At 71.8% G+C, this 22,683-nt stretch carries 16 protein-coding genes; 6 read left to right on the forward strand and 10 right to left on the reverse strand.

The window, feature by feature from the left end:
• Positions 1 to 4: 4 nt before the first annotated feature.
• The 6 genes from EDD92_RS17870 to EDD92_RS17895 are packed head-to-tail and all read left to right on the forward strand — an operon-like array spanning position 5 to position 6,862.
• On the forward strand, positions 5 to 1,474 hold the full coding sequence (locus tag EDD92_RS17870) for an O-antigen ligase (RefSeq protein ID WP_123965256.1): 1,470 nt from the start codon (positions 5 to 7) through the stop codon (positions 1,472 to 1,474).
• Complete coding sequence (gene murJ / locus EDD92_RS17875) at positions 1,471 to 3,165, forward strand: murein biosynthesis integral membrane protein MurJ (protein WP_123965257.1); 1,695 nt, start codon at positions 1,471 to 1,473, stop codon at positions 3,163 to 3,165. Before EDD92_RS17870 ends, murJ begins: the two co-directional genes overlap by 4 nt.
• The gene (locus tag EDD92_RS17880) at positions 3,155 to 3,946 is read left to right on the forward strand and encodes a polysaccharide deacetylase family protein (RefSeq protein WP_123965258.1); all 792 of its coding nucleotides are present in this window, start codon (positions 3,155 to 3,157) and stop codon (positions 3,944 to 3,946) included. Before murJ ends, EDD92_RS17880 begins: the two co-directional genes overlap by 11 nt.
• Complete coding sequence (locus EDD92_RS17885) at positions 3,943 to 5,085, forward strand: glycosyltransferase (protein ID WP_123965259.1); 1,143 nt, start codon at positions 3,943 to 3,945, stop codon at positions 5,083 to 5,085. The genes EDD92_RS17880 and EDD92_RS17885 overlap by 4 nt, the downstream gene beginning before the upstream one ends.
• A complete protein-coding gene (locus EDD92_RS17890; protein WP_123965260.1) occupies positions 5,082 to 5,753 on the forward strand; it encodes a lipopolysaccharide biosynthesis protein in 672 nt (223 codons plus the stop codon). Before EDD92_RS17885 ends, EDD92_RS17890 begins: the two co-directional genes overlap by 4 nt.
• Positions 5,750 to 6,862, forward strand: coding sequence for a GNAT family N-acetyltransferase (locus EDD92_RS17895; protein WP_123965261.1), 1,113 nt, complete (start codon positions 5,750 to 5,752; stop codon positions 6,860 to 6,862). Before EDD92_RS17890 ends, EDD92_RS17895 begins: the two co-directional genes overlap by 4 nt.
• Positions 6,863 to 6,869: 7 nt before the next feature.
• On the opposite strand, the gene EDD92_RS17900 is transcribed toward EDD92_RS17895, so the two are convergent.
• From EDD92_RS17900 to EDD92_RS17945, 10 genes are all read right to left on the reverse strand, one after another.
• Entirely contained in the window at positions 6,870 to 8,111 is a 1,242-nt protein-coding gene (locus tag EDD92_RS17900; RefSeq protein WP_123965262.1) for a glycoside hydrolase family 26 protein, read from the reverse strand.
• Between the two features lie 119 nt (positions 8,112 to 8,230).
• Positions 8,231 to 10,153 (reverse strand): long-chain fatty acid--CoA ligase, encoded by a 1,923-nt coding sequence (locus EDD92_RS17905; protein WP_123965263.1) that lies wholly within the window; start codon positions 10,151 to 10,153, stop codon positions 8,231 to 8,233.
• Between the two features lie 87 nt (positions 10,154 to 10,240).
• Positions 10,241 to 11,803 (reverse strand): von Willebrand factor type A domain-containing protein, encoded by a 1,563-nt coding sequence (locus EDD92_RS17910; RefSeq protein WP_123965264.1) that lies wholly within the window; start codon positions 11,801 to 11,803, stop codon positions 10,241 to 10,243.
• A gap of 147 nt (positions 11,804 to 11,950) precedes the next feature.
• Entirely contained in the window at positions 11,951 to 12,823 is an 873-nt protein-coding gene (locus tag EDD92_RS17915) for an ABC transporter permease (protein WP_123965265.1), read from the reverse strand.
• Positions 12,820 to 15,630, reverse strand: a complete 2,811-nt coding sequence (locus EDD92_RS17920) for a CocE/NonD family hydrolase (protein WP_123965266.1) — start codon at positions 15,628 to 15,630, stop codon at positions 12,820 to 12,822. The genes EDD92_RS17915 and EDD92_RS17920 overlap by 4 nt, the downstream gene beginning before the upstream one ends.
• A gap of 229 nt (positions 15,631 to 15,859) precedes the next feature.
• The gene (locus EDD92_RS17925; protein ID WP_123965267.1) at positions 15,860 to 17,260 is read right to left on the reverse strand and encodes an APC family permease; all 1,401 of its coding nucleotides are present in this window, start codon (positions 17,258 to 17,260) and stop codon (positions 15,860 to 15,862) included.
• 252 nt (positions 17,261 to 17,512) lie between these two features.
• The gene (mmsA, locus tag EDD92_RS17930) at positions 17,513 to 19,015 is read right to left on the reverse strand and encodes a CoA-acylating methylmalonate-semialdehyde dehydrogenase (RefSeq protein WP_123965268.1); all 1,503 of its coding nucleotides are present in this window, start codon (positions 19,013 to 19,015) and stop codon (positions 17,513 to 17,515) included.
• Positions 19,016 to 19,029: 14 nt separating this feature from the next.
• Complete coding sequence (iolD, locus tag EDD92_RS17935) at positions 19,030 to 20,916, reverse strand: 3D-(3,5/4)-trihydroxycyclohexane-1,2-dione acylhydrolase (decyclizing) (RefSeq protein ID WP_123965269.1); 1,887 nt, start codon at positions 20,914 to 20,916, stop codon at positions 19,030 to 19,032.
• Positions 20,913 to 21,740, reverse strand: a complete 828-nt coding sequence (gene iolB, locus EDD92_RS17940) for a 5-deoxy-glucuronate isomerase (RefSeq protein ID WP_123965270.1) — start codon at positions 21,738 to 21,740, stop codon at positions 20,913 to 20,915. The genes iolD and iolB overlap by 4 nt, the downstream gene beginning before the upstream one ends.
• Positions 21,741 to 21,747: 7 nt before the next feature.
• Positions 21,748 to 22,668 (reverse strand): deoxyribose-phosphate aldolase, encoded by a 921-nt coding sequence (locus tag EDD92_RS17945; protein ID WP_123970434.1) that lies wholly within the window; start codon positions 22,666 to 22,668, stop codon positions 21,748 to 21,750.
• Positions 22,669 to 22,683 lie beyond the last annotated feature (15 nt).

Consider the following 22,683-nt stretch of genomic DNA (forward strand, 5'->3'; position numbering starts at 1 on the left):
GCGGGTGAGCACTACCTCGGCGGCCTCCGTACCGCTGGTGCCGCAGCTCGCGGCGCTGCGCCGGGCCGCTCCCGTGCTGCCCGTCCTGGCGGTGATCGCCCTGCTCGGGCTGCCGGCCGAGACGGACAGCGGCGCCACACCCGCCGACGCGGCCTGCGGGCTGGTCGTGCTCTGGGCCGTCGTGTGCACCGTACGAGGGGCGCGGCGCCCGCTGACGCGGACGGCGGCAGTCGTGCTCGGACTGCCCGTGGTCGGCATCGCGGTCTCCGCGACCGGCGCGGTGACAACCGGCGACGCGGTCACCGGACTTGCCCGCTACCTCCAGGTGTTCGTGCTCGTCCCGCTCGCGATGGTGCTGCTGGTGCGCGACCGGCGCGATGCCCGGCTGGTGCTGTGGGCGCTGGCCGGTCTCGCGCTGTGGCAGGGGGCGGTCGGGGTGCGCCAGTACCTGACCGGGACCGGGGCCTCGTACCAGGGGGCCTACATCCGGGCGGTGGGCACGTTCGGGCCGCACGACGTGATGGGGATGGCGGCCGTCGTCGCCGCCGGAGTGGTGGTGCTGACCGGTCTCGCGCTCGGGACGGGAGCCCGGCGGCAGCGGCTGGCGGCAGCCGGTGGTGCGCTGGTGCTGCTCGTGCCGCTCGCACTGTCCTTCAGCCGGGGCGCCTGGATCGCCACGGCCGTGACCTGCGGGGCGCAGCTGCTGCTGGCCGGGGTGCGGCGGGCGCTGAAGGTGTTCGCGGCGGCGACCGCGGCCTGCGTGGTGCTGGTGGGCGGGTTCGGCGTGGGCGGCTCGGTGCTGCAGGAGCGGCTGACCAGCATCACCCAGGTCGCCGGCGCACCGGACCAGTCGGTCGTCGACCGCTACACCATGTGGGCGGCGTCCGTCGACATGTGGCGCGAGCACCCGGTGCGGGGCGTGGGTCTGAAGGCCTTTCCCGCCTACCGGGACTCCCACGCCTCGCTCGCGCTGTCCTCGGGCAGCGACACGGAGGGCGATGGCCAGGCCTTCCGGCGCCAGCCCCTGCTCTCCCCGCACAACATGTACATGCTGCTCCTGAGCGAGCAGGGCCTGCTGGGTCTGCTCACGGTCGCGGGCAGTTGGCTGGCCCTGCTGGTGGGCGCGCTGCGCCGGCTGCGGCGGGCGCCGCACGCCCGGGACTGCGCGCTCGCGGCGTGCGGGCTGCTGCTGTGGCAGCTGGTGAACTTCCTGTACTCCGACATCGGCGGCCCCTCCACCACCGTGACGGCCGTCTGTTTCGGCGTCGCCGCCTGGTGGTCGCTGGCGGGGCACTTTGCCGGCTCCACCGCGATGTGCCGTCGGCCGTCCGCAGCGCCGTCGTTGCTGGTCGCTCCCCCGCTCTCGGCTTCGCTCGAGCGGGGGGACCCCCCTCGCGGCGGAGCCGCAAATGGACCCAGCCCCGCGCCCCTTCAGGGCCCTTCGGGCCCCGTCGCGGAATCGGACCCGCGATGAACCCCGGACCCGCACGCACCGCGGGCGCTTCCGAGGCGACCGACGCCACCGGCACGGACGGCGCGCCGGCGGCCGACGGCCTCACCGGTGCTCCCGCCGCCCGGCAGGCGGACACCCCCTCGGCCCGCTTCCTGGCCCGGGCGACGCTCCTGTCCGCCGCGCTGTCCATGGCCGGGGCGGTCCTCGGCCTGGCACGGGACCAGGCGCTCGCGCATCTCTTCGGCGCCGGCGCGGACACAGACGCGTTCCTGGTGGCCTGGACCGTGCCCGAACTCGCGGCGACCCTGCTGATCGAGGAGGGCATGGCGTTCGTGCTGGTTCCCGCGTTCAGCGTGGCGCTGGCCCGGCGGGCGCTCGGGAACAGTACCCCCGATCCGGTGCGCGCCCTGGTCGCCGCCTCGCTGCCGCGGCTGTGCCTCGCCTTCGCCGCCACGGCCGCCGCGCTCGTGGCCGGGGCGCCGCTGCTGGTCTCCGCCCTCGCGCCCGGTCTGCCCGACCCGTCGCTCGCGATTTCCTGCACGCGGCTGACCGCGACCTGCGTGCTGAGCTTCGGGCTCGCCGGGTACTGCAGTGCGGCGCTGCGCGCCCACCGTTCGTATCTGGCGCCCGGCGCGATCTACATCGCGTACAACGTCGCGATCATCTCCACGATGTTCGTCCTCGGTGTGCACTGGGGCGTGCGGTCCGCCGCTCTGGGGGTCGCCCTCGGCGGGTGCCTCATGGTCGCCGTACAGACTCCGTCGCTGGCGCGGCGGATCGCAGGGCGGCCCGGCCGCAACGACCGTGGGTACGAGGACGACGGGGGGCGGCCGCTCGCGCCGGGGCTGGTCTGTGCGGTTCTGCTGTTCGCCCTGTGCCGGCAGTCGCAGGTCCTCATCGAGCGGCACTTCGCGTCCACGCTGCCCGCCGGCGCCATCTCGCACCTCAACTACGCCCAGAAAGTGGCGCAGTTGCCGATGTCGCTGTCCATGATGGTGTGCATCGTCACCTTCCCGGTGGTGGCGCAGGCCATCGCCGAGGGCGACACGCGGCGGGCCCGGGACCGGGTCGAGCGGGACGTGCTGCTGATGGCCTGTCTCGTCCTGCTCGGCGCCGCGGTGGTCGTGGCCTGCGCGCCGCAGATCGTCCAACTCCTCTTCCAGCGGGGGGCGTTCACCGCGCAGGACACCGCCGCGACCGCCGCCGTGATGCGGGTCTACGCGGCCGGCCTGCTCGGGCAGACGCTGGTCGGGGCGCTCGTGCGGTCGTACTTCGCGGCCGGCCGTACCACCTGGTTCCCGCTGGGCGCGATGGGCGTGGGCGCGATCGCCACCGTCGTCATCGGCGCCTGGGCCGTACGACCCTGGGGTGCCTGCGGCATCGCCGCGGCCAACGCGACCGGCATCACCCTCACCGCGCTGCTCATGCTGCACGGCCTGGGGCCCCGCAATGTGCCGGTGCGCGTGCGCAGGGTCGTCGCCGAACTCGTCCGGCCGGTGTGCGCGGCCGTGTGCGCCACCGGAGCCGGGCTGCTGGTCGCGGGGCTGTTCGCCTCGCCCGCTGCGGCCGTCGCCGCCTGCTGCATCTGCGTGACCGTCGTCTTCCTGCTGCTGTCCTGGGTCCTCGACGCGGCGGGCGCCCGGTCCCTTCTGCTTCCCCTCGCGCAGTCTCTCCGTCATTCCGTCACACGAAAGCTGGGCCATGGTCGCTGACGTCTCCGCTGTACCGCGCAAGACCGAACCGGATCCCAGATCGTCCGCGAGAAGACGGTCCAAGCGGGGTCCCGCCGTCTGGGTGGCCATGTACCACTCCGTCTCGGACTGCCCGGACGACCCGTACAACGTCACCGTCACCCCCGCCCGCCTCGACCGCCAGTTCGCCTGGATGTCCGGCCGCGGCCTGCGCGGGGTGAGCATGCGGGAACTGCTCGCGGCGCGCGCCCGGGGCACCGAGCGCGGTCTGGTGGGGCTCACCTTCGACGACGGATACGCCGACTTCACCGGCGACGCGCTGCCCGTGCTGTGCCGCTGGGGTTTCACGGCGACCGTGTTCGTGCTGCCCGGGCGGCTCGGCGGCGAGAACGCCTGGGAGCCGCTCGGACCGCGCAAGCCGCTGCTCGACGTGGACGGCATCCGCCGTGCCGTGGCCGCGGGCATGGAGATCGCCTCGCACGGTCTGACCCACCTGGACCTGACCAAGGCCACCGACGAGGTGCTGCACTCCGAGGTCAACGACAGCCGCCATCTGCTCGCCGGGATCACCGGCAGCGACGTCGAGGGCTTCTGCTACCCGTACGGGTATCTCGACGAGCGCGTCGCCGCCGCCGTGCGGCTGGCCGGCTACCGCTACGCCTGCGCGATCACCCCCGGCCCGGACGGCTGCGGCGACTTCGCGCTGCCCCGCATCCACGTCGGGCAGATCGACACCGCCGCACGGCTGGAGCTGAAGCGACGCCTGGCCCGGTTCTTCGGCCGCTCCGTGGAGGCCGTGTGAGGGCCCTGCACATCATCACCGGCCTCGGCGTCGGCGGAGCGGAACAGCAGCTGCGCCTGCTGCTGCGTCACCTTCCCGCGCAGTGCGACGTGGTGACCCTGACCAACCCCGGCCCCGTCGCCGCGGGCCTGGCCGCCGACGGTGTCCGCGTCATCCACCTCGGCATGGGCGGCAACCGCGACCTCGGCGCGCTGCCCCGCCTCACCCGGCTGATCCGCACCGGCGGCTACGACCTCGTCCACACCCACCTGTACCGGGCCTGCCTCTACGGCCGGATCGCCGCGCGGCTCGCGGGAGTCCGGGCCGTCGTCGCCACCGAGCACTCGATCGGCGACTCCGTGCTGGAGGGCCGGCCGCTGACCGCGGGCGTCCGCGGGCTGTACCTGGCCGGCGAGCGCCTGGGCCGCGCCACGGTCGCCGTCTCACCGACGGTGGCCGAGCGGCTGCGTCACTGGGGCGTGCCCGGGGCACGCATCCGCGTCATCCCGAACGGCATCGACGCACCCCGGTTCCGCTTCGACGAGGTGGCCCGCAAGGAGGCCCGGATGCACTACGGGCTGCCCGAGGACGCATACGTCGTCGGCGGGGTGGGACGCCTCGCCCCGGGCAAACGCTTCGACCTGCTGCTGCGCGCCCTGTCCCGGCTGCCCGGTGACGTACGGCTGCTGCTGGTGGGCGGCGGGCCCGAGGAGCAGACGCTGCGGCGCACCGCGCGGGCGCTGGGCGTCGCGGACCGGGTGGTGCTGACGGGCGAGCGGCCGTATCTGCCGGACTCCCGCGACGGCGCACCCGGCCTGGTCGACCTGCTGTCGGCGATGGATGTGCTCGTCTCGCCGTCGCCGCAGGAGGCGTTCGGGCTGGCCGTGGTGGAGGCGCTGGCGGCCGGGCTGCCCGTGCTCTACGCGAGCTGCCCCGCCGTCGAGGACCTGCCGCCGGACGCGGCACCCGGCGCCCGGCGCGTCACCGGCGGCACCGGGGCCTATGTACGGGAGCTGCTGCGGCTGCGGGCGGCGGGGCCGGGCGAGCGATCCGCCCCGGACGCCGTGCACCGCTACGACATCGCGTGCAGCGCCCGGCAGTTGATGGATGTCTACACGGCCGCTCTGGCCGGCTCGACCCTGGAAGTGAGTTCTCCATGACCGACAACCCCGTTCAGCGTGCCCGCCTGTCGCGCCGTGAGCGTGCCCGCGTGAAGCGGCTGCCCTCGTGGTGGCTGCTGCCGGCCGGCGCGCTGCTCGGTGCCGTGGCCGGCGGCGCGTACGGAGTGGCGAAGCCGCCGCAGTACACGGCGACGAGCTCCGTCGTCGCCGTCGCGGCGGGCCGGTCCGACGTCGACTGCGCCGACGCGCTCGGCTTCGCGCAGGCCTACGGCCGGGTGGCCCCGCAGCTCGCGGTGCTCGGGGACGCGCAGGTCGAGGCGGGCGTACCGGCCGCGACGCTGCGCAAGAGCGTGCAGGTCGCGACCTCGCCGGACGCACCGATGGTCTCGGTCTCGGCGATCTCGTCGAGCCCCGCCCAGGCCGCGGACATCGCCAACGCCGTGTCCGGCGCTCTGGTCACGCAGGCGGCCCACAACAAGGCCGGCACCGGCATCCGGCTCGAACCGCTCGCTCGCGCCATGAGGCCCGCCGAACCGTCGTCCGCGTCCTGGAAGCTGACCTCGCTCGTGGGTGCGTGCGCCGGAGGTCTGCTGGGCGGCCTCGTCCTGCTGGCACGACCGCGGCGGGCGGCGGACGACGACGGCCCGGGACAGGCGACGGTGCCCGCCCCGACACTCGCCGCGGACGCCCGCGGGACCCTCGGATGACCGCGTCCGGCCATACGCTCTCGGTGGAACTCTGCACCGACGAGCGCACCTTCGCCGGGCTGGCGGAGCAGTGGGGCCGGCTGCACGATGCCTGCCCGTCGGCGACACCGTTCCAGAGCCACGCCTGGCTGCACTCCTGGTGGCTCTCGTACGGCACCCCTGACGGGCTGCGGCTGTTCCTGGTGCGCCGGGGCGGTGAACTGGTGGCCGCCGCACCGCTGATGCGGGTACGGCATCCACTGCCGAAGCTGGTGCCCATCGGCGGTGCCATCTCCGACTTCTGCGACGTACTGCTGGACGAGAAGGAGGCCGAGGACGGCAGCCGGGCACTGGCGGACGCCCTGGCCGACGCGGCCCGCACCGCGCTGATCGACTTCCGGGAGGTCCGGCCGGGCAGCGCGGTGGAGCAGGTCTACGGCCGCTGGCGCGGTCCGCGCCACCGGCTGCGCGACTCGACGTGCCTGGAACTGCCCGCCCTGCCGATGACCGAGCTGGTCAAGCGGCTCCCGCCGACGCGCGCCCAGCGGGTGCGCAACAAGGTGAACAAGCTCGGCCGGCTCGGCGTCGAGTGGCGTGTCGTCGGCCACGACGAGACGGAGACGGCGCTGCGGCGGCTGCTGGAGCTGCACCGTCTGCAGTGGCAGGGCAAGAAGATGACACCGGAGCACACCCGGCCGCAGTTTCTGGAGCACCTGGTGCGGTCGGTGGTCCCGATGGCCCGCTCCGGTCAGGCTTCGGTGACGGAGTTCCTGCTCGAGGGCGCGGTGGTGGCGGTCGACCTGCATCTGCTGTCGGGAAGGCTGCTGGGCGACTACATGTACGGCTTCCACCCGGGGTTGCGGGAGCGGAAGGTGGACGTGGCGACGATGCTGCTGCGCGCGTCCACCGAGCATGTCGCCTCCGCCGGGGAGGGGCGGGTCCTGAGCCTGATGCGCGGCGACGAGCCGCACAAGTACCGCTGGTGCCCCGACACGGTCTACAACCAGCGGTTCCTGCTGGCCGGCCGGCGCACGGCGCCGCTGCTGGCGGCCACCGTCTGCGCGGCCGCCGCCCGGTGCGGGGCCAAGTCGGTCCGGCGCATGGTCCCCGACTCCAAGGACCACTGGTAGCACCGCCTCAAGGGGAGGGAGCGGGCGGGACCGCCGGTGCGAGGGGCGGCGTGGGCACTGGCGGGGTGGGCAGCGGCGTCGGCAACGGCACCGGTGTCGGCTCCGGTGGCACGGGGATCGCGGGCGCGGGCGGGACGGGGACGACGGGCACAGGCGTCGGCTCCGGCAGGACAGAACTGGCCAGCACCGCACGGTAGATGGCGGCGGCCCGGGGGTTGTCGGTGCACAGCCACACGCCGTGCGGGCAGTAGTCCGTGATCGTGTTGTACAGCGGCTTGTGCTCGTCCATCCAGGCGAGCATGCGCAGCATGTACGTGACGTCGTCGCCGTTGCGGTACAGGCCCCACTCCGGATACGAGATCGGCTTGCGGTGCACCCGCGCGAAGTCCACGTGGAACTTCAGGCCGTAGGGCTCCGACACCTCCTCGTCGAACGACATTCCGTGCGGCTGGTCGTAGGAGTCCATGCCGACGATGTCGACGAAGTCGTCACCGGGATAGCACTTCGGCCATGGAATTGCGTCCATGCCACGGTTCGGTGTGAAGTCGAACTTGAACTTCTGGCCGGGAATCGAGCGCATGACGGTGACGATGCGCCGCCAGTACCGGATCCAGTCCTCCGGGTCGGGGCCGCAGCGGTGGGTGTAGGTGACGCCGTTCATCTCCCATCCGAGCACCAGGACCGTGTCCCTCGCGCCCAGGTCGACCAGGCGCTTCGCCAGCAGCCGGAAGTGCTCGTCGAACTCGCCCGCCGCGGCGCGCCGCAGCAGCCGTGCGACGGCGATGTCGGAGACCTGCGCCTCGTTGTGCTCCATCAGCGGGACGTTGAGCACGAGCAGCCGGTCGGGCTTGGCCAGCCGCCACTTGGCCCAGCTGTCGAGGAAGCCGTAGCCGCCCTCGATGTTCTCCCAGACGTCGCCCGGCAGATAGGTGTGCCCCACGCGCAGCTCGGTGCCGCCGAGCCAGCCGCTGAACTCCTTCAGCCGCACCAGCCCTTCGGGCTCGGAGTCGAGGAATGCGCCGAACGCGGCGCGCCGCACGTCCGCCACCGAGTAGGAGCGGGTGATGTCCGCGGGCGCGGGCGTGGGGTCCAGTGCGCCCGGCACCACGGGCATGGCGCGCCGCGCATCGGGGTGCCGTGCGGCATCGGCCGGGGAGGCCGGACCCCAGGCGAGAGCTGCTGACGCGATCGCTCCGGCGATGATGAGCGCCAGCCGCCTGTGGGCGGACCGGCGGCGATGAGGGGTCATTCATCCTCCTTTGCCGCAATTCCGCACATTAATGACACACAGTCATATATCACTTAATTGCACCACTTGAGGCGGGTGGCCGGACATGGATCACCCGCACGAGTGACCCGGTCGGGCCGTCAGCCGCCGTACAGCGCCTCGATCTCCTCCGCGTACGCCGCCGTCACGGCGTGCCGCTTGATTTTCAACGACGGGGTGAGCAAACCGTTGTCCTCCGTGAACTCGCCCTCGACCAGGGTGAAGGCACGGACCGACTCGGCGCGGGAGACGGCCTCGTTGGCGTAGTCCACGGCCTTCTGGACGTCGGCGCGCATCCGCGGATCCCGGACGACCTCCGACATGGGGGTGTCCGCCGGCAGCTTGCGGACCGTCAGCCAGTGGGCGACGGACTCGGGATCGAGGGTGATCAGGGCGGCGACGAAGGGGCGGTTGTCACCGACGACGATGCACTGGCCGATCGGCGAGCGGCTGCGCAGCCGGTCCTCCAGTACGGCCGGGGAGACGTTCTTGCCGCCGGAGGTGACGAGGATGTCCTTCTTGCGGCCGGTGATGGTGAGGTAGCCGTCCTCGTCGAGGGAGCCGAGGTCACCGGTCGCGAACCACTCGTCCTGCAGTACGGCGTCGGTGGCGGCGGGGTTGTTCCAGTACGCGCCGAAGACGACGCCGCCCTTGATGAGCACCTCCCCGTCGTCGGCGATGCGCACCGCGGTGCCGGGGACCGGGACGCCGACCGTGCCCGGGCGGGGCTTGAGCGGCGGGACGATCGTGGCGGCCGCGCTCGTCTCCGTCAGGCCGTAGCCCTCGTAGACGATGATTCCAGCGGCGTAGAAGAACAGGTTGAGGTTGCGGTCGAGCGGGGAGCCGCCGCTGACGGCGTAGCGCATGCGGCCGCCGAGTTCCTTGCGGATGCGGCGGTAGACCAGCAGGTCGTACAGGGCCCAGGCGGCGTAGAGGCCGGGGCCCGGACCCTTGCCCGTCTCCAGGAACTTGTTCAGGTACGCCTCTCCGAAGCGGACGCCGATGCGGTCCGCGCGGTCGAAGGAGGCGCCGCGGCCGATCTTCTCGGCGGTCGCGCGGCCCGTGTCATGGATCTTCTCGAAGAGGTACGGGACGCCGACGAGGAAGGTCGGGCGGAACTCCTTGAGGGCGGGGCGGAGTTCGTCGGGCTTGATGCTCGGGCAGTGGCCGATCTCGATACGGGCCATCAGGCAGGCGATCTGCAGGGTGCGGCCGAGGATGTGGGCGAGCGGGAGGAAGAGGAGGGTGGAGGCGACCTGGCGAGTGACCTCCTTGAAGATCGGGTGGAGCAGCTCGACCGTGTTGGCGGCCTCGGCGTGCAGGTTGCCGTGGGTGAGGACGCAGCCCTTCGGTTTTCCGGTGGTGCCGGAGGTGTAGCAGATCGTCGCGGTCGTGCCGGGGGTGAGGGCGGCACGGCGCTTGGTGACCTCCTCGTCGGGGAGGTGGCGGCCGAGGACGGTGAGGTCGGACATGGCACCTTCGTCCAACTGCCAGATCCGCGGCTGCCGTTCGTGCCGGGCCGTGCCCGTTGTCACCGTGGCTGCGTTCTCGGCGGTCTCGGTGACCACGAAGCGGGCGTCGGAGTCGCGGACGATCCATTCCACCTGCTCGGCGGAGGACGTGGCGTAGACCGGGACTGTCTGGCCGCCCGCCGCCCAGATCGCGAAGTCCAGGACCGTCCACTCGTAGCGGGTACGGGACATGACGGCGACCCGGCCGCCGGGTTCGAGACCTGCGGCGATCAACCCCTTGGCCACGGCGGTGACTTCGTGGGCGAAGGCCGCCGCGGTCACCGGCTGCCAGGTGCCGTTGTCGTGTTTGCGGCGCAGCACCACGGCATCGGGGGCCTCGGCCGCGTTGGTGAAGGGCAGGTCGGCGGTGCTGCCGGTGGCCGGGCGCGGGGCGAGGGCGGGGGTGCGGGCCTCGCGGACGACTCCACCCTCGTCCCTGACGACCTCGACCCTGGTGCGGGACGCAAGGTCGGTGCGCCGTTTTGCCCTTTTCAGGTCCTTGCGTACGCCCATGACGGCTCCCGGTCGGCTCGGACTGGGAGGTCAACTTACTCGTAAGTAAGGAAAGGTCAATGGGGCGGTGGTGAGTGGACTGACGTTCTAGCCCTGGCTGCGGTCGGCCTGGTCTATTGCGTCCGCGAGCTGCTGCACGTCCTTGTCCTCGGTCTTCTTCGCCAGCTTCTCGGCGCGGTCGTGGAGTTTGCCGAGGCCGGGGTCACCGGGGAGGGAGCGCCGGCGTTCGTCGCCCTGGCGGAGGGCGTCGGCGAAATAGGCGGCCACGGCGGTGACCTGGAAGCGGGGGCTCGCCTCCCAGAGGGAGTCGTTCAGGGCGCCGGTCTCCAGTTCGCCGGACTTCTCGTGCGGGTCGCGGGTGTCGGGGTCGAGCCAGCGGACGGTGGCGGTGGCGAGGTGGCCGTCGGCGCCCGGCCTGGTGCGGACGGCGTACAGGGCGGTGACCGTGTGGCCGGGGCCGACCTCGCCGCCGTCGACGCGGTCGTTGCGGAAGTCGTTGTCGGCGACCCGGCGGTCGTCGTAGCCGACGAGGCGGAACTCGGCGACCGTGGCAGGGTCGAAGGCGACCTGGGCCTTGGCGTCGCGGGCGGTGAGGTCGATGTTCTGCGGGAGCTGGTCGCAGAAGACCTTGCGGGCGTCGCCCTCCCCCGACACGTACACGGTGTGGCCGTCGCCCTTGTCCGCGAGGCGTTCCATGAGGGCATCGCCGTAGTCGCTGCCGACGCCGACGCCGAAGAGGGTGATGCCGTACTCGCGGCGGCCCGAGGAGATGCGGTCCAGGATGGAGTCCGGGTCGGTGTCGCCGTCGTTGGCGAGGGCGTCCGAGATGAGGACGACGCGGTTGGTGGCGTTCTTGCGGCGGCCCTCGACTGCGGTGGCGTAGCCGGTCTCGACGCCCGCGCCGAGGTTGGTGGAGTAGGTCGGCTCCAGGCCGTCGATCGCGTGGTGGATCTCGCCCCGGTGGCCGCCGAGGCGGGTCATCGGCAGGACCTGCTCGGCTTTCTCGCTGAAGGTGACGATGGCGACCGAGTCGTCGTCGCGCAGCCGGTCCGTCATCGTGTCCAGGGACTTCTGGGCGAGGTCGAGCCGGCCGGGCTCCGACATGGAGCCGGAGATGTCGATGACGAACGTGAGGGCAGCGGGCGGGCGTTCGCCGGTCTCGGCGGCCGGGCGGGTGGCGAGGCCCACGCGGACCAGGGACCAGTTCTTCTCGTCGGTGAGGGCGCCGTCGACGGTGACCGTGAAGCCGTTGCCGTCGGGGCGTTCGTAGTCCTGGCGGAAGCTGTTGACGAACTCCTCGGGGCGGATGGTCGACGGGTCGGGGCGCTGCCCGGCGGCGAGGGTGCGGCGGGCGTAGCCGTAGGAGGCGGTGTCGACGTCGAGGGCGAAGGTGGAGAGGTAGTCGGTGGTCGGGGACGGGCTCGCGAACGAGTCCTCGCCCTTCTGCTCACCGGCCGTCGGGGCGGGCGGGGCCGGGAAGCCGGTCCTGTTCGCACCGTCCGAGGCCTTGTTGCTGCTGTCGGAGCCGCCGCCCGCGCCGCAGGCCGTGAGCAGCAGACCGCTCGTCGCCGTGAGGGCGAGAAGGGCTGCGCGCAGCCGTCGGGTGCGTGGGTGTGGTGTGCCCGGCCGTGGTGTTCGGTACCGCTCCATCTTCCGTGCCCCCTTGGTGTGTTGACGCCGACGTCTGTGACTGTGACGGCGCAGGGGGTCGGAATGTGCGGCACGGGGCGTTGCGGATGCATCTCAAGACGGCCACGATCATGGCCGGTCGAGACCGGTGGGTGATCCTCCGTTGACCTAGGACACCACGTCCTTGCGGGCGAAACCCCGGAAGGCCAGGGCGAACAGCACGAGCGCGTACGTTATGGAAATCGCCGTGCCCTGGATCATGCCGGACCACTCGGGGTGCGGCTGGACGGCGTCCGCCCAGGCGAACTGCCAGTGCGCGGGCAGGAAGTCACGCCAGTGGCCGAGGGCCGTCACGGCGTCCAGGACATTGCCGACGATGGTGAGTCCGACCGCGCCGCCGACCGCGCCGAGGGGCGCGTCCGTCTTCGTCGAAAGCCAGAACGCCAGCCCGGCGGTGACCAGTTGGGACACGAAGATGAACGCCACGACCACCAGCAGGCGCTGGGCCGCCGTCCCCGAGTCCAGCGCGCCGCCGGTGGGGATCTGCAGCGGGCCCCAGCCGTAGGCGGCGGTGCCCACGGCCAGTGCCACCACCGGGAGCAGGATCATCGCGGCCAGGCTGAGGCCGAGTCCGACGACTAGCTTGGACCACAGGAGGCGTGCCCGTGGGACGGGGGCGGCCAGCAGGTAGCGCAGGGAGGACCAGCTCGCCTCGGACGCCACCGTGTCCCCGCAGAACAGGGCGACCGGGATGACGAGCAGGAAGCCCGCGGAGACGAAGAGGTTGACGGCGGCGAAGTTGGCCCCCGACGCGGTGGCCGTGTCCATCAGCGTCACCTGGCCGTTGCGGCCGCTCGGGTCGCCGCCGATCGCGAACGCGATCAGCAGCACGAACGGCAGCGCGGCGAGGATCCCCGCCATGATCAGCGTCCGGCGCCGCTTCAGCTGCCGGACCAGCTCCACCCGCAGGGGCAGTGTGCGGCCGGCCCGGTAACCGGAGGCGGCGTGAAGGGGGTCGGTGTGCTCGGCCAGCGTGCTCATGCGGAACCTCCGATCAGGGTGAGGAAGGCGTCCTCGAGGCGGCGGTGGGGGCCGAGGGAGGCGACCGGGACTTCCATGCGCACCAGCTCTACCAGGAGGTCGGCGGCGGTGCTCGTGCCCGTGCGGGCGGCTGGGGGCGGTTCGGTGAGTGCCGCGATTTGCCGTCGTTCGTCTGCGGCGCCGTCGTGGCTGGTCGCGCAGTTCCCCGCGCCCCTTGGGGAGGCTGCCGCACCGGAGGTGACTTCGCCTCCCCCGCCCGAGACGGCCCCCTCGCCGGGAGCGAGCCGGACCAGGAGGCCCCCGTCCGTCCGTACCGCTGACTCGACGCCCGGTAGGGCCGCGACCTTCTCCAGCAGCGGGTCCGGGATGTCGGCCGCCAGGCCGACCAGGAGCGTGTCGCCGGAGCCGATGATTTCGGCGACCGGGCCTGCCTGGACCAGGCGGCCGCGGTCCATGACGACCAGGTGGGTGCAGGACTGTTCGACCTCTGCCAGGAGGTGGCTGGAGACGATCACCGTGCGGCCGGCCGCCGCGTAGCGGATCAGCACCTCGCGCATCTCGCGGATCTGGGGCGGGTCGAGGCCGTTGGTCGGTTCGTCGAGGATGAGCAGGTCCGGGAGGCCGAGCATGGCCTGGGCGATGGCCAGGCGCTGGCGCATGCCCTGGGAGTAGGTGCGGACCGCACGGGCCAGTGCGTCGCCGAGGCCCGCGATCTCCAGTGCCTCGTCCAGGTGGGCGTCCTCGGGCGGACGGCCGGTCGCCCGCCAGTACAGCTCCAGGTTCTCACGGCCGGACAGGTGCGGGAGGAAGCCCGCGCCCTCCACGAACGCGCCGACCCGGGACAGGACCGGGGCGCCGGGGCGGATCGCCTGGCCGAAGACGCGGACCTCGCCGCCGTCCGGCCTGATCAGGCCCATCAGCATGCGGAGAGTCGTCGTCTTGCCCGCGCCGTTGGGACCGAGGAGGCCGAGCACCTGGCCCTTCTCCACACGGAAGGACAGGTCCCGTACCGCGTAACGGTCCGCCGACCTTGCGTACCGCTTGCTCAAGTCCGTGATCTGGAGCGGGACTTCGGCCAGCTCGGGGGACGGCGGCGCGGCGATCGTGCGGCGTCGGCCCGCCAGCAGCAGGGCCAGGGCGAGCACCGCACCGGCCAGCGGAAGCCACCACACCCAGGACGGCAGCGGGGCGGCCGCGGTCGTCACGCCGGGTGCCGTCGGCACCTTCAGGTCGCCCTTGAGGGAGACGGTGTACGTCGCCGGGGCGGCCGGGGAGGCATAGCCGAGGTCGGTGGAGGCGAGGACCAGGCGCAGCCGGTGGCCCTGCTCGACCTCGTGGTCGACGGCCGGGAGCGTGATCGTCACGTCCTTGCCGGACTTCGCGCCTTCGACGCGGACCGGGGCCACCAGCTGCGAGGGCAGCACGGGCGTGCCGCCGCCGGGGCCGACGTCGTACACCTTCCCGAACAGCACGGCGTCGTCGCTCGTCGACTTCACGTGGACGGTGACCGTGGGCGATCCGGTGATCCGCAGGCCGCTGCTCACCGGCGCCGAGTCGAACCGGGCGAACTGGCCGGGGAAGTCCAGCGACACCCCGACGCCGAGCGAGGACAGCTGGGCGAGGCCGCCGGAGCCGCCGAGGCCGGGCAGGGCGGAGACGGCGGGCGGGCTGGCACCCGCCGGGTTGGCGAAGCTCTGTTCCGAGCCCCTGAGCCGCACGGAGCGCTGTCCGCTCTCCAGGCCCGGGTACGTGTCGTCGGTCGCTCCGCGCAGCACGGCCGCGCCGTCCGTGGAGTCGACGCCTCCGGTGCGGGTGATGCGGAAGGCCGGGCCCGTGTCCGTGCCCTTCTCGTCCTTGAGGTACTGGTCGAACCACGCACGCACGCGTGTCTGGACGCGGCTCGCCTCCATGTCGCCGCCGTCGTGTCCGCCGGCGATCCAGTCGACGTCGACCGGGGCACCGTTCTCGCGGATCGCCTTCGCCGCGGTGTCGGCCTGGCCGAGCGGGAAGAGGGAGTCCGTCTGGCCCTGCACCAGGAGCGTCGGCACCTTGATGCGGTCGGCGACGGCGGACGGGGAGCGGGCGGCCAGCAGCTCACGCGCCTGCGCGTCCGGCGTGCCCGACTCCGCGACCCGCTCGTACATCCGGCACAGCTCGGGCTCGAACTTGCCGCAGCCGCCACCGGAGTTGATGAAGATGCCCGCCCACAGCTTCTTGAACACGCCGTTCGGGAACAGCGCGTCCGCCAGGTTCCAGTACGTGATCGCCGGGGCTATGGCGTCCACCCGGTGGTCGTACCCCGCTGCCAGCAGGGAGATCGCGCCGCCGTACGAGGCGCCCGCGACGCCCACGCGCGGGTCGCCGGGCTTGTCGAGCTGGACCTGGGGCTGCTTCGCCAGCCAGTCGATCAGCTTGGAGACGTCGGCGACCTCGCCCTTCGGGTCGTTCAGCCCGATCTTGCCGGTGGACTTCCCGAAGCCGCGGGCCGACCAGGTGAGCACCGCGTAACCGTCTCTCGCCAGGTCCTGCGCCTGCTGCCGGACGTCCTGCTTGCTGCCGCCGAAGCCGTGGGCGAGCAGGACGGCGGGACGGCGTGCGCCGCTTGGGCCGGAGGTGAAATACGCGGTGTCGATACGGACGCCGTCCACGGCCATGACCCGGTCGGTCTCCTGTACCGGGGCCTTCTTGTCCGAGGCGACGGCCGTCCACGTTCCCGCGCCTGCGAGTACGACGACGGCGGCCCCGGCGGCCAGTAGCCTCCGGGGCCTCCGAAGCAGCCCGCGCAGGCGGGGCGGTCGAAGATCCATGACTCAACGGTACGGGGCGTCTCTGACAGTTGGGGCAGCCTCGGGGGTGAAGGGGCCGCCCTCCCGCGGGAGTACGGGGCGATCAGCATGTACCGCGCCTGGTGTACGGCTACGAGCTCGGTCGCTTCTGTGGTCTGCCGACTGCGACTGCGTCGTGGCTTGTCGCGCCCACGCGGCGGAGCCGCAAATCGATACCGCCCCGCGCCCCTGAGACGCCCCTTCGGGGCGGTCAGGGCTGTGCGTCCTCCGGGAGTGAGACCAGCCACCGCGTGTCTCTCCGGGGGCGAAGGTAGAAGGCCCAGTACAGAGTGGCCGCCGCCGTGATGCCGCCCGTCCACATGAGGTAGCTGACCTCCTGCTGGCTCAGGATGTAGGCCAGGACCGCGATCAGCAGCACCGGCATTGCGGGCCACAGGGGCATGCGCCAGGCGGGTGTGTGCTTGTGGGGGCCTCGGCGGGAGAGGAGGGCGGCGACTGCGACCAGGAGGTACATGCCCGTCACCGAGACGCCCGTGACGCCGTACAGGGTGTCCAGGTTCACGAAGCAGAGCAGGGCGCCCGGGACTCCGACGGCGAGGGTGGCGACCCACGGGGAGCCGAAGCGGCCGAGTTTGGCGAAGACGTTGTTGACCGGCTCCGGCCAGGCCTTGTCGCGGGCCGAGGCGAACAGGACACGGGAGTTCTGGATGACCATGACGATGCCCGCATTGATGATCGCAAGAGCCACGCAGAGGCTGACGAAGGTGCCGACCGCGGAGTTGGACCAGGCGGTGACCATGGAGCCGATGTCGCCGCCGGTCAGCGTGGAGAGGTCCGAGGCGCCCATGGTGATCGCCACCACCGGGACCAGGATGATCACCGTCGAGATGGCGAGGGTGGCCAGGACCGTGCGGGCCACGTTGCGGCGCGGGTGCTCCAGTTCCTCGGAGAGGTAGACGGCGGTCGAGAAGCCCTGGGTGACGAACAGGGCGATCGCCAGGCCCGACACCACCAGCATCGCCGTCACCGTGTCCGTGTGGCCGCCGGAGCCCGCCACCTGCATGGAGACCAGGCTCCCGGCGCCCCGCTCGCTGTGTGCGAAGCCCAGGACCGCCACCATGGCCGCCGCGATGACCTCCAGGACCAGGAAGATGCCGGTGATCCAGGCGTTGGCCCGCAGGTCGAGCAGACCGGCGAGAGTCGCGAGGAGCATGACTCCCGCGCCCGCGACCGACGGGTCCAGATGGACGACCGGTGCCAGGTAGTCCGCCGTGCCCATCGCGATCACCGGCGGGACGATCATGACGACCAGGAGGGAGAGGACGAAGACGAGCCAGCCCGCGAGCCGTCCGGCCATCGTCGAGACCATCGCGTACTCGCCACCCGCGCTGGGGATGAGCGTGCCCAGCTCCGAGTAGCAGAACGCCACGGCGATACAGAGGAGGGAGCCGATGGCGATCGTCAGGGCGGTGGCGGTGCCGAGCGAGCCGAACAGGTCCGGGACGACCACGAAGAGCGTGGAGGCCGGGGTCACGCAGGAGAGGGTGAGGAGCGTGCCGCCGACGACCCCGATGGAGCGTTTGAGGGCCTTGGGGCTGCTGTCCGCCGCCTCTGGGACGGCGGTGTCGACAGGACGGAGCGTGTCGGTCATACGGCGGATTCCGATCGACTCGTGCGGATGCCTCCGGCGGCTGGGTGGCTGCATGGAATCCCGACGAAAACCAGCGCGTCAATACCTGTTTACCTACGGAATCCGTAGATCGGAAGGCTCTTTGATCGCGAATACGGCACTCTGCGCCTGTCGACTCTCCGAGTTGGGCCCGTACGGGAACCGTAGCCCGTGCACACAAAAAAACAGGGCCGTCCGTATGACGGACGGCCCTGCGGGGCGTTCACACCATGGTCAGTGGTTGCGCGGGAAGCCCAGGTCGACGCCGGAGGGGGCGTCGGCGGGGTCGGGCCAGCGGGTGGTGACGACCTTGCCGCGGGTGTAGAAGTGCGTGCCGTCGTTGCCGTAGATGTGGTGGTCGCCGAAGAGGGAGTCCTTCCAGCCGCCGAAGCTGTGGTAGCCGACGGGGACCGGGATCGGGACGTTCACGCCGACCATGCCGGCCTCGATCTCCAGCTGGAAGCGGCGGGCGGCGCCGCCGTCCCGGGTGAAGATCGCGGTGCCGTTGCCGAACGGCGAGGCGTTGATCAGCGCCACACCCTCCTCGTAGGTGTCCACGCGCAGGACACACAGCACCGGGCCGAAGATCTCGTCCTGGTAGGCCTTCGCGGACGTGGGCACCTTGTCGAGGAGCGAGATGCCGATCCAGTGGCCGTCCTCGAAGCCCTCGACGGTGTAGGCGGTGCCGTCGAGCACGACCTCGGCGCCCTCGGCCGCCGCGCCCGAGACATACGACGCCACCTTGTCGCGGTGCACCTTCGTGATGAGCGGGCCCATCTCGGAGGTCGGGTCGTTACCGGGGCCGATCTTGATCTTCTCGGCGCGCTCGCGGATCTTGTCCACCAGCTCGTCGCCGATGGAGCCGACCGCCACGACCGCGGAGATGGCCATGCAGCGCTCGCCCGCGGAGCCGTAGGCGGCCGAGACGGCGGCGTCCGCGGCCGCGTCCAGGTCGGCGTCCGGCAGGACCAGCATGTGGTTCTTGGCGCCGCCCAGGGCCTGCACGCGCTTGTGGTTGGCGGCGGCCGTGGTGTGGATGTAGCGGGCGATCGGGGTGGAGCCGACGAACGACACCGCCTTGACGTCCGGGTGCTCCAGGAGGCGGTCGACGGCCACCTTGTCGCCGTGCACGACGTTGAAGACGCCGTCCGGCAGCCCGGCCTCGGCCAGCAGCTCGGCGATCTTGATGGAGGCCGACGGGTCCTTCTCGGACGGCTTCAGCACGAAGGTGTTGCCGGTCGCGATGGCGATCGGGAACATCCACATCGGGACCATCGCCGGGAAGTTGAACGGCGTGATGCCCGCGACGACTCCGAGCGGCTGACGGATGGACGAGACGTCCACGCGGCTGGCCACCTCGGTGGACAGCTCGCCCTTGAGCTGCACGGTGATCCCGCACGCCAGGTCGACGATCTCCAGACCGCGGGCCACCTCGCCCAGCGCGTCGCTGTGCACCTTGCCGTGCTCGGCGGTGATCAGCTCGGCGATCGCGTCCCGGTTCGCCTCGAGCAGCGCCCGGAACTTGAACAGGATCGTGGTCCGCTTGGCGAGCGAGGAGGTGCCCCAGGTCGCGAACGCGTCCTTGGCAGCGGCGACCGCCGCGTCCACCTCCTCCACGGAGGCGAACGCGACCTTCGTGGTGACCGCGCCGGTCGCAGGGTCGGTGACCGGCCCGTACGTGCCCGACGCGCCTTCGACGGTCTTGCCGCCGATCCAGTGGTTGACGATCTTCGTCATGCCCAGTTGCTCCTTCACAGATGGCGGCGTCGGGTCGAGACGTGCCGTTCGTACAGCTCGCGGGCCTTCACCGCAGACGGTCGGGTCGCGGTCTCGGCCACAGGTACATCCCACCAGGCCTGCGCGGGCGGCGGGCCCGACACAGTGTCGGCCGTTTCGGTCTCGACGTAGACACATGTGGGTGTGTCGGCGGTGCGCGCCTCGGCGAGCGCCGCCCGCAGGTCCGCCACGGTCTTCGCGCGCAGCACGCGCATGCCCAGACTGGCGGCGTTGGCGGCGAGATCCACGGGCAGCGGCGCCCCCGTGTACGTACCGTCGTCCGACTGGAAGCGGTACGCGGTGCCGAACCGCTCGCCGCCCACCGAGTCGGACAGACCGCCGATGGACGCGTACCCGTGGTTCTGGATGAGGAGGACCTTGATCGCGATGCCCTCCTGTACGGCGGTCACGATCTCCGTCGGCATCATCAGGTACGTGCCATCGCCGACCAGCGCCCATACGGGCCGGTCCGGGGCGGCCAGTTTCACGCCGATCGCGGCGGGGATCTCATAGCCCATGCAGGAGTAGCCGTACTCCAGGTGGTACTGGTCCCGCGACCGCGCCCGCCAGAGTTTGTGCAGGTCGCCGGGGAGGGAGCCGGCCGCGTTGATGATCACGTCCGACTCGTCCACCAGCGCGTCCAGGGCGCCGAGGACCTGCGGCTGCGTCGGGCGTACGTCCGGCTCGTCGGCCTCGTAGCAGGCGTCGACGCGCTGTTCCCAGCGCTCCTTGTCCTCGGTGTACTCGGTGACATAGGAGGCCGCGACCTCGTGCGCATGCGTGTCGAGGGCCGCCGTCAGTTCCTGGAGGCCGCTGCGGGCGTCCGCGATCAGGGGCAGACCGGCGAGCTTGTGGCCGTCGAAGGGCGCGATGTTGAGGTTGAGGAAGCGCACGCCGTCGCCGGTGAAGAGGGTCCCGGAGGCCGTGGTGAAGTCGGTGTACCTGGTCCCCACGCCGATCACCAGGTCGGCGGTGCGGGCGAGTTCGTTCGCGGTCGCCGTGCCGGTGTGGCCGATCCCGCCGACGTCCTGGGGATGGTCGTGGCGCAGTGAGCCCTTGCCGGCCTGGGTGGAGGCGACGGGTATGCCGGTGGTCCCCGCGAACTCGGCGAGGGCCTCCTCGGCGCGGCTGTGGTGGACGCCGCCGCCCGCGACGACGAGCGGCCGACGCGCGGACCTGATCGCCCGTACGGCCTCGGCGAGTTCGGACGGGTCGGCGCCCGGGCGTCGTACGACCCAGGTGCGCTCGGCGAAGAACTCGTCCGGCCAGTCGTACGCCTCGGCCTGGACGTCCTGCGGGAGGGCCAGGGTCACGGCGCCGGTCTCGACGGGGTCGGTCAGCACACGCATGGCGTTCAGGGCCGACGGGATCAGGGCTTCCGGCCGGGTGATGCGGTCGAAGTACCTCGACACCGGGCGCAGGCTGTCATTGACCGAGACATCGCCGGCGTAGGGGACTTCGAGCTGCTGGAGCACCGGGTCGGCAGGGCGGGTGGCGAAGACGTCGCCGGGGAGGAGCAGGACCGGGAGGTGGTTGATCGTGGCTAGGGCGGCGCCTGTGACCAGATTGGTCGCGCCCGGGCCGATGGAGGTGGTCACCGCGTGGGTGGACAGGCGGTTGGACTGGCGGGCGTAGCCGACTGCCGCGTGCACCATGGCCTGTTCGTTGCGGCCCTGATGGTACGGCATGTCGTCGGCGTACTCGATGAGTGCCTGGCCGATCCCCGCCACATTGCCGTGGCCGAAGATGCCCCAGGTGGAGCCGATCAGCCGCTGCCGGACGCCGTCGCGTTCGGTGTACTGGGCCGACAGGAAGCGGACGAGTGCCTGCGCGACCGTGAGCCTCGTCGTTGAGGACGTCATCGGTAACCCTCCGTATGTTCCGGATGGAAGCAGATCCGCCACTCCCGCGTCTCCCCCGGTCCCGCCATGACATTGAGGTAGTACATGTCGTGGCCGGGCTGGGCGATGGACGGGCCGTGCCATCCGTCGGGGACGAGGACGGCATCGCCGGATCGGACCTCCGCGAGGACGTCCGATCCGCCCTCACGGGAGGGAGATACGCGCTGATAGCCGAAACCGTTCGGGCCGTCGATCTCGAAGTAGTAGATCTCCTCCAGCTCCGCCTCCACACCCGGCCGGTGCTCGTCGTGCTTGTGCGGCGGGTACGAGGACCAGTTGCCGCCGGGGGTGATCACCTCGACGGCGATGAGCTTGTCGCAGTCGAAGGCGTCGGCGGAGGCGAAGTTGCGGACGTGCCGCAACTGGGTGCCGCTGCCGCGCTCTTCGACGGGGACCTCCGGCGCGGGGCCGTAGCGGGCGGGGAGTCGTCGCTCGCACTTCGCTCCTGCCAGGGCGAAGCGGCCTCCCGCGCCGGAGGCGATCTGGACCCGGGCGTCACGGGGTGCGTACGCGAAGTCGGAGACCGACGCGAACACGCTGTCCCTGCCCAGGAGTTGGAACTCTTCGTCCGTTGTGCCGTCGGCTGTCCGCACGGTACATCCGCCCTGCAGCGGAAGCACGATCCACTCACTGTCGCCGGTGGTGAAGGTGTGTGTACCACCCGGCTCCAGCTCGACGATCCGCAGGCTGCAGTAGGCCCAGCCGGCCCGCTTGGGGTCGATGTCGAGCGCGTGGTCGGCGTCCGCGGTGGTGCCCCGCGCGATGTACAGGTCGTTGCCGGTCATGCGGCCCTCACAGCAGTCCTACGGCGGTGTCCACGGCGGCGGCCACATCGCCGTCCGCCGGGTACAGCAGCGAACGGCCGACCACCAGGCCGCGCACGGTGGGGAGTTGGAGGGCGCCGCGCCACTTCTCGTACGCGCCGTCCTGGTCGTCGCCGACCTCGCCGCCCAGGAGGACGGCGGGCAGCGTGGAGGTCTCCATGACCTCGGCCATGTCGTCCGGGTTCTCGGTGACCGGCAGCTTGAGCCAGGTGTAGGCCGACGTGCCGCCGAGCCCGGACGCGATGGCGATGGACTTGGTGACCGCCTCCGCCGAAAGGTCGTTCTTCAGCCGGCCCTCGTCCGTGCGGCGGCTGATGAACGGCTCGACAAAGAGGGGAAGTCTGCGCGCGGCCATGTCGTCGATGGCGCGGGCAGTGGACTCCAGGGTGGTGAGGGAGCCCGGGTCGTCGTAGTCGATGCGCAGGAGCAGCTTGCCGGCGTCGAAGCCGAGGCGCTCGATGTCCTCGGCGCGGTGGCCGGTGAAGCGGTCGTCGAGCTCGAAGCTGGCGCCCTGGAGGCCGCCGCGGTTCATCGAGCCCATGACGACCTTGCCCTCGAGGGCGCCGAGCAGCAGCAGGTCGTCGAGGATGTCGGCGGTGGCGAGGACGCCGTCGACGCCGGGGCGGGAGAGCGCCAGGCAGAGGCGTTCCAGCAGGTCGGCGCGGTTGGCCATGGCGAACCTGCGGTCGCCGACACCGAGCGCGCCACGGGCCGGGTGATCGGCGGCGACGATCATCAGACGCCCGGAGTCGCCGAGCAGCGGCCTGCGGGTGCGGCGAGCAGCGGCCTCCGCTATCGCCTCGGGGCGGTGGGCACGGATGCGGACGAGTTCGCCGACGTCCACGGTCGTGGGTGCGGAAGCGGGCTCGCTCCTCGGAACCACGGTCATGCCCAGGCAGCCCGT

The organism is Streptomyces sp. TLI_185 (assembly GCF_003814765.1).
GTDB lineage: Bacteria > Actinomycetota > Actinomycetes > Streptomycetales > Streptomycetaceae > Streptomyces.